This is a genomic window from Actinomadura napierensis, assembly GCF_039529375.1.
Lineage (GTDB): Bacteria > Actinomycetota > Actinomycetes > Streptosporangiales > Streptosporangiaceae > Spirillospora > Spirillospora napierensis.
On sequence record NZ_BAAAMR010000263.1, the window covers coordinates 1 to 1,257 of the forward strand.

Annotated in this window: 1 protein-coding gene; it reads left to right on the top strand. The window is 70.6% G+C overall.

What is annotated here, in order from left to right:
* Positions 1 to 1,257: type I polyketide synthase (locus ABD296_RS49325; protein ID WP_344285439.1), on the top strand; the 1,257-nt coding region annotated here is incomplete at both ends.

Sequence of the window (1,257 nt, forward strand, 5' to 3'; positions counted from 1 at the left end):
CCTCGCCCGCCAATCCCTCCACAACAACGAATGCGACCTCGCACTCGCCGGCGGCATCGCCATCATGTCCACGCCCACCCTCTTCCTGGAATTCTCCCGGCAGCGGGGCCTGGCCTGGGACGGCCGCTGCAAGGCGTTCGCGGCCGCTGCCGACGGCACGGGATGCTCCGAGGGTGTCGGATTGGTGCTGGTCGAACGGCTGTCGGACGCACTCCGCAACGGACATCCGGTGCTGGCGGTGATCCGCGGTTCGGCGGTGAACCAGGACGGGGCGAGCAACGGCCTGACCGCGCCGAACGGCCCGTCCCAGCAGCGCGTCATCCAGGACGCCCTCGCCAACGCACGCCTCGCACCGGACGACATCGACGCGGTGGAGGCCCACGGCACCGGAACCACCCTGGGCGACCCCATCGAAGCCCAAGCACTCATCGCCACCTACGGACGCCAGCGCCCGGACGGACGGCCGCTGCGGCTGGGCTCCATCAAATCCAACATCGGCCACACCCAATCGGCGGCGGGCGTCGCCGGGGTTATCAAAATGGTCCAGGCCATGCAGCGGGGCGTCCTGCCGCAGACGTTGCACGTGGACGAGCCGACTCCACACGTCGACTGGTCCGCGAGAACCGTCGAGCTGCTCACCGAGCAGACCTCCTGGCCGGAGACCGGGCGGCCCCGCCGCGCCGCCGTCTCCTCCTTCGGCATCAGCGGCACCAACGCCCACCTCATCCTGGAGCAGGCTCCCGCCACAGTGGAGCCGGAGGCGTCCGCGCCGTCAGCACCTCGGCCCGAGGCGCCGGCCGTGCCGTGGTTGTTGTCGGCCAAGAGCGAGACGGGCCTCGCCGCGCAGGCCCAACGACTGATCCAGCACCTGGACGCCCACCCCGACCTGGACCCCGGTCAAGTGGCATGGGCGCTGGCCACCACCCGCTCAATGCTGGAGCACCGCGCCGTGATCGTCGGCGACCGGGAGACGCTGCGCGAAGGCCTGGCAGCACTGGCAGCCGGGGAACCGCACCCCGCTGTCGTGACCGGCCGCACCGCCCCAGGCGGCGGAAAACTGGCCCTCATGTACTCCGGCCAGGGCTCCCAACGCCCCGGCATGGGCGCCCAGCTCTACCAACACCTCCCCGTCTTCGCCGAAGCACTCGACCGGACATGCGAGGCACTGGACCCGCACCTGGACCGGCCCCTCAAACCACTCATGTTCGGCCAAGACCCCGAACTACTCGACCACACCCTCTACACCCAACCCGCCCT